At 60.1% G+C, this 6,593-nt stretch carries 6 protein-coding genes; 4 read left to right on the top strand and 2 right to left on the bottom strand.

What is annotated here, in order from left to right; translation table 11 throughout:
• The coding region (locus H5U38_09405) for a phosphoenolpyruvate carboxykinase (GenBank protein ID MBC7187236.1) at nucleotides 1–726 on the bottom strand (726 nt) is incomplete at its 3' end.
• Between the two features lie 244 nt (nucleotides 727–970).
• On the bottom strand, nucleotides 971–1,468 hold the full coding sequence (locus H5U38_09400; GenBank protein MBC7187235.1) for a thioesterase family protein: 498 nt from the start codon (nucleotides 1,466–1,468) through the stop codon (nucleotides 971–973).
• 1,146 nt (nucleotides 1,469–2,614) lie between these two features.
• Between H5U38_09400 and H5U38_09395 the strand changes: the two genes are divergently transcribed.
• The 4 genes from H5U38_09395 to H5U38_09380 form a co-directional block, all read left to right on the top strand.
• Nucleotides 2,615–4,267, top strand: coding sequence for a methylmalonyl-CoA mutase family protein (locus H5U38_09395; GenBank protein MBC7187234.1), 1,653 nt, complete (start codon nucleotides 2,615–2,617; stop codon nucleotides 4,265–4,267).
• Nucleotides 4,268–4,291: 24 nt separating this feature from the next.
• Entirely contained in the window at nucleotides 4,292–4,705 is a 414-nt protein-coding gene (locus H5U38_09390) for a cobalamin B12-binding domain-containing protein (GenBank protein MBC7187233.1), read from the top strand.
• A 70-nt stretch (nucleotides 4,706–4,775) separates the two neighbouring features.
• Complete coding sequence (locus H5U38_09385; protein MBC7187232.1) at nucleotides 4,776–5,633, top strand: MBL fold metallo-hydrolase; 858 nt, start codon at nucleotides 4,776–4,778, stop codon at nucleotides 5,631–5,633.
• Nucleotides 5,623–6,593, top strand: a 971-nt coding sequence (locus H5U38_09380) for a methylmalonyl-CoA carboxyltransferase (protein ID MBC7187231.1), incomplete at its 3' end; no start/stop codon positions are given. The genes H5U38_09385 and H5U38_09380, both read left to right, overlap by 11 nt.

Here is a 6,593-nt window from a genome sequence, read left to right as displayed (position 1 = left end):
GATGGCCAAGCGCATTGCCAACTTCTTGAGCCCGATGCTATTCCCCCCATACTGCGTGTTCACACTGTAAATGACCTCGTTTTCGAGATCGATGTAGACCCTCCGTTTGGCGATGTCCGCACTCACCATCAGGCCGAGCCCTCCCTGTTCGAGCCTACCTTGCGAGTGCATGACCTTGAAGAACTGCGCTCGTTCACCAAGGCGCACAAATTCCTCATAGCCCGGGCGATAGAGGAGGTCCTCACTATGCGCCACATAGGCAGAGTCGGTAAGCTGGACACAAGGGATGCTAAAAGGCGATCCAATAGGGCCCAGGCAGTAGAAGAGAACGAACATCTGCCGCCCTGCCATAGAGTTGCGCAGAAGAGGGCGTATCTCCTCCAGGCCGGCCTCCCTTTCCAATGAATTGATCTCCGGGCCAAGGTTCTCGCCAGGACGAAGGAGGAACTGCGTTCCTCGCTTGTCGCGAGCCTGATCGGCCGGGCTATCGAAGTGGATGGTGTGTCCTGCGATGGCCAACCTGGCCTCCTCGCGGTTGAGGAGGGCAGCCTGTCGAATGTAGTTACGGTCTTCCTCGGATCCTGTGCTCACGAACACGCTGTCCGGCGCACAAAGCTCCACAAACTCCGCGACAAACTCGTGGAGGGCCGGATTGCGGATGCGTTCTAGCCTCTGGAAGTGGTCTTCGCTGAGCCTCTGCTGGAGCAGCTTGATGGTTGGCGTCATAAGCGTTATCCTCCGTGCTTTTCTCCCTGCGGTCGAATTGTCCTAACAAAGCCCGTGCACCTCAGCGTTCATTGGTCCCCCCTATTCCTCCGTCTGGCTTGTGCGAGGAACACCGCATGGGCGGAAACCCGACGCCCTGCCTCCCCAACACCGGCTGCCTTAGCCCGAGACAAGCCGCACGTGGTGTTGTGACTGGTCCCCTGCAGTTCAGTCAGACCTTCTTCCTTCTTCTCCTTATTGCTGGTCAGACGATTGTGCCTGGTCCCTCTTTTGCCGGAGGTTCGTCCTCTAGATGTGCCTCGTCCCGGGTGCCGGCAGAGCTCATACACAAAGCCCTCACTGGTTCCGGTAGCGGGCGCACTTTGCCGGCTTGATAGTCAAAACAGATCATTCCTGTTTCGGCGAGGGCGATGGTCGCACCATCGGCTGGGCGAGTAACCCGATAGTAGAGGCGGAAACCACAGCGCCGCGCTTCGCCCATGCCCACCTCGAAACAGAGCACGTCACCGGCGAAGGCCTGTCCCAGATAGCGTATCACTGCGTCGCCCATGATGAGACTGACGCCCGCGCAGTCCATTTCTGACCACCCCAGGCTGGCCAGGAACGCGACACGCGCTTCATGGAGGAGGCCGAGCAGGCGGTCGTTGCCCAGGTGCCCGCCGTAGTTGAGGTCGGTGATCCGCACCTTCAGATCAACCCCGAACGGATAGTATTCCAGCGCTCGAATGTCGGTCCTCGGCATGGTTCCCTGTCCCTCAGTCAGTGGCCTTCCGGCTAAGGCTTCCTTGTCACGCAGCATGCGGTACGGGAGAGTTTCCTTTTCTCACAACCTTGTTTCGGGGGCCTAGACGCGTGCACACGAAGTGCGGCACCCGGCTCGAGAAAACTGCCGGCAAGTTTGGGATGATGTAGCTCTCTCCCTTCCGGATTATGGTGTGGCCTTCCCCCCCAAGCAGAGATTTGACGTGTTCTACCCCACCAGGATACTTGTCGTTCAGCAACCCGCCTGCCTTGGGCGTGCGCCAATGGCGGATGACCTCACGCACGCCGGCGGCTGTCTTCTCCAGTAGCGTCAGTAGCCATTCAAAAGACAATGCGAGCGGGGATGGGCAGCCGACGCTGGCCACATGGCGCCTCGCCAGAGGAGCGCGCATGTCGCTGATCGTCTTCACCTTTCGGAGAGGCACCAGGCGCGCAACAGCATCTGCCCCGATCATCGCGGTGCCACTTCCCCAACGCTCCGCCCTCGGCAACCCCTGGCTACCGCCAAAGTTCTCCTTCCCGCTTGGCTTGCTTGTCATACCCGCCTCGCGAGAGGGCTTGAAGCAACTGAACGCTATTCACCGAGAGCATTTTAAGAAAAATCGCCGAAAATGTCAAGAGAAAAGGTTGCGCCCAATGGGGAAGTCAGGCAAGAGCTGAGTGGGCTTCATTTTTCCCCTTGACTTTTTCTCGAGATTTGTTATCTTAAGCCAGGTCGAGGGGCATGCGGCGCGGTGCCTGCGAGACAGGCCGGCTTTGACAGCGAGGGAAGAGAGGAAGCTCTGTCGATGGCCACCCCTTGCCGGCCGAGGACCATGGTCTTGGGGCCACCCGAGGGTCGTGACCAGAGGCCGCGACACGGCACAAGGTCGGTGTAGCAGTACCTTGCTGGCCTCGCAACTGGCAGCTGCCGCTCCGTTGCGGCGCATTGGCAGGGCCGCCAAGAGCAGGGGCGCCGATTCGCACAGCCAGGGGGGGACGGGGATGAGTCAACAAGGCTGCCGCTTCGAGGGTGTGGGACCTTCAAAGCCGCAGCCTCTGCGACTGAATATCACCAGCGCATCCGGATCCCTTGAGGGGCAAGTCCTGTAAGTCAGGAGGGCGCGTGGATTTCAGTCAGGAGCTTATCGACAAGGTCGCGCAGGGCAAGGCGCGGTGGGCTGCACGGGCAGCACAGTCGCCGTGCGCAGATGACAGGCAGTTCATCACCGTCTCGGGTACCCCCATCCAGCCTCTTTACACCCCACTTGACATCCAGGATTTAGACTTTGAAAAAGACATCGGCTTCCCCGGCTCGTTCCCTTTCACGCGGGGCGTGCGCGACACGATGTACCGAGGCAAACTCTGGACTATGCGCCAGTTTGCCGGCTTGGGCTCGGCAAAGCAGACCAATGAGCGCTTCCACTATCTCTTGGCCCACGGACAGACTGGGTTGTCCGTTGCCTTTGACCTGCCGACGCTCATGGGGTACGATTCCGATCACCCGCGCTCCAAAGGGGAAGTCGGCAGATGCGGCGTAGCCGTCGACTCGTTGCAGGACATGGAAGTGATCTTCTCGGGCATACCACTGGATCGCATCTCTACCTCCATGACCATCAACGCGCCTGCCTCGATCCTGTTGGCCATGTACATTGCTGTGGCGGAGAAACAAGGCATCCCCTCTTGGAAGCTCACGGGCACCATCCAGAACGATATCCTCAAAGAGTACATCGCCCAAAAAGAATGGATCTACCCCCCTGCTCCGTCGATGCGCCTCATCACGGACACCATGGCCTTCTGTGCCCAGCATGTGCCCAAATGGAACACCATCTCCATCTCAGGCTATCACATTCGCGAGGCTGGGTCTACGGCCGTGCAAGAGCTGGCCTTCACGCTCGCCGATGGGTTCGCTTATGTCGAAGCCGGCATCGCTGCGGGCTTGGATGTCGACGTCTTTGCGCCGCGACTTTCTTTCTTCTTCAACGCTCACCTTGATCTGTTTGAGGAAGTGGCCAAATATCGGGCGGCGCGGCGCCTTTGGGCGCGTTACATGCGCGACAAGTACGGGGCGAAGAAGCCGGAGTCATGGCTGCTCCGCTTCCACACCCAGACTGCCGGTTGCAGTCTCACCGCCCAACAGCCGGAAAACAACATCATCCGGACCGCCTACGAGGCTTTGGCCGGTGTGCTGGGAGGCACTCAGAGCCTGCACACCAACTCCATGGACGAGACGTATGCTTTGCCCACCGAGCACGCGGTAAAGATTGCCCTGCGCACCCAGCAGATCCTGGCGTACGAAATCGGTGTGGCCAACACTATCGACCCCTTAGCAGGATCCTACTTCGTAGAAGCACTGACTGACCAGATGGAGAAGGGAGCTGAAGCCTATTTTGCCGAGATCGAAAAGCGCGGGGGCGTGCTCAAGTGCATAGAGCAGGGCTACTTCCAGCGGGAAATCGCCGAGGCTGCGTACCGCTACCAGCGTCAGATCGAGAACCAGGAAAGGATCGTCGTGGGGGTCAACCGCTTCACGGAAGAGGGGGACACCGGCACCATCCCCATTTTAGAAATCGACCCTGCTGTTGAGCATGAGCAGTGTGTAGCCCTTAAGCGCCTGCGAAGCGAACGAGACAATGACAAGGTCCAGAGGGCTCTTGCCGACCTGCGGCGCGTGGCCGAGGGAACGGAAAACACCGTACCGGCCATCCTGGAGTGCGTGCGGGTGTACGCCACTGAGGGGGAGATCGTGGATGTATTGCGCAGCGTTTTCGGCGAGTACCAGGAACCGGTGCTCCTTTGAGGCTACGCGAAGGGAGGACCGCGCGTGGAACGACCCATCCGCGTCTTACTCGCCAAACCTGGCTTAGATGGGCACGATCGTGGCATCAAGGTCATTGCCAGTGCCCTGCGGGATGCGGGCATGGAGGTCATCTACACGGGCCTACGCCAGACGCCCGAGGCCATCGTGCGCGCTGCCATCCAGGAAGATGTGGATGCGATTGGCATGAGCGTGCTGTCTGGGGCACATATGACGCTCTTTCCTGAGGTACTGGAGCTTCTTCGCGCCCAGGGTGCCGATCACATCCTCTTATTCGGGGGTGGCATCATTCCCGACAAAGACATCCGTGCCCTGCAACAGATGGGGGTTGGGGCGCTCTTCACCCCCGGCGCTTCGCTGCAGGAAATCATCGACTATGTGCGCCGCGAAATTGCCGAGCGGAGGAAAGCGCAACAGTGAGAGCGAAAGTGGCGTCGCCTCGCCGAAAGCAGTCCTGCTGGACCAAAGACCAGCGCAGGAAAGCCTGAGCATGCGGCTGGGAGAATTCGACATCCACACGGTGGTCGACAACACGTTCAAGATCGACGGCGGCGCCCTGTTCGGCGTGGTGCCGAAGACTATCTGGCGAAAGCTGGTGGCCGCGGACGACGACAACTTGGTGCCGCTGGACATGAACACTCTGCTGGTTCGCACTCCGCAGACTACCGTGCTCATCGATGTGGGCATGGGCGATCTGCTCACCGCCAAGCAGCGGCGCATCTTTGGCCTTGATGCTCCATCCGGTCTGTTGGCGGGACTGCAGGCCTTGGGGGTAGCGCCGGAAAATGTTGACCTCGTTATTCTCTCCCATCTTCATGCGGATCACGCTGGAGGAGTAGTGACCGGCTTCTTGGAAACCCCCGAGCCCACCTTTCCCAAGGCGATGCACGTGGTGCAGGTGTGGGAATGGGAAGACGCGATGAGGCCTAACGAGCGCACCGCGGCGGCTTACTTTACGGATCACCTCAAGGTGCTCGAGGAACGCAGACTTTTGCGCCTGGTTGAGGGCGACTGTCAGATATTGCCAGGCATCGAGGTGCGGCTCACTGGCGGCCATTGCCGCGGCCACCAGATGGTGGAGATCGTCTCGCAAGGCGAGCGGCTTGTCTATCTGGGCGACCTCCTCCCTACTACTGCGCACGTGCGCTTGGCCTACATCGCTGGCGTCGACACCTTCCCTTTGCGCACCTTGGAGGCAAAAAGGGAACTCCTCCCCCGCCTTGCGGCCGAGGGGTGGCTGGTTGCTCTTGATCACGACGTCCACGTGAAAATCGGCAAGATTATCGAACGCGACGGCACATTGGAGATTGTGGCGGCCCAAGGAGCGGAAAGTGAAGATGCCCTCTGATGACCGACTCGCTCACCTTCGTGAGCTCCGGGAACAGGCTCGCCTCGGCGGTGGCCCGGAGCGCATCGAAGCGCAGCACCGCAAAGGGAAGCTGACTGCCCGCGAACGGCTGGACCTGCTCCTGGACGAGGGGAGCTTCGAAGAATACGACATGTTCAAGCGCCACCGCTGTCGGGACTTCGGCCTGGACAAGGAGAGCTACCTCGGCGACGGCGTGGTCACGGGGCACGGCACCATCGACGGCCGGCCGGTCTTTGTCTTCTCTCAGGACTTCACCGTTTTCGGCGGCTCGCTATCCGAAACCTTCGCCGAAAAGATTTGCAAGGTGATGGATATGGCGCTGAATCTGGGCATACCGGTGATCGGTTTGAACGATTCCGGCGGGGCGCGTATCCAAGAAGGCGTGGAAAGTCTGGGTGGCTATGCGGAGATTTTCTGGCGCAACACGCAGGCGTCGGGCGTCATCCCGCAGATCAGCGTCATCATGGGCCCGTGCGCCGGGGGCGCGGTCTACTCGCCTGCCATCACCGATTTCATCATCATGGTCAAAGAGACCAGCTACATGTTTGTCACCGGTCCGAACGTGGTGAAGACGGTCACCCATGAGGAGGTGACCTTCAATGAACTGGGGGGAGCAGACGTGCACGCCACCAAATCGGGCGTGGCCCACTTTGCGTGCGCCTCCGAGGCGGAAGCACTGAGCACCACCCGCAGGCTTTTCAGCTATCTGCCGCTGAACAATCTTGAGGACCCCCCGTCTGCACCGTGTGACGACCCCTCAGACCGCCAGGACTCGGAACTGGACGACATTGTGCCCGATAGTCCCACGAAGCCGTACGATATCAAGGAGGTCATCAAGCGGGTTGTGGACGCGGGCGATTTCTTGGAAGTGCACAAGGACTTTGCCCAAAACCTGGTGGTCGGCTTTGCGCGTCTCGGGGGGCGAGCCGTAGGCATCGT

The organism is Calditrichota bacterium (genome assembly GCA_014359355.1).
Lineage (GTDB): Bacteria > Zhuqueibacterota > Zhuqueibacteria > JANLFK01 > Oleimicrobiaceae > Oleimicrobium.
This window is presented reverse-complemented; position numbering and strand designations above follow the sequence as displayed.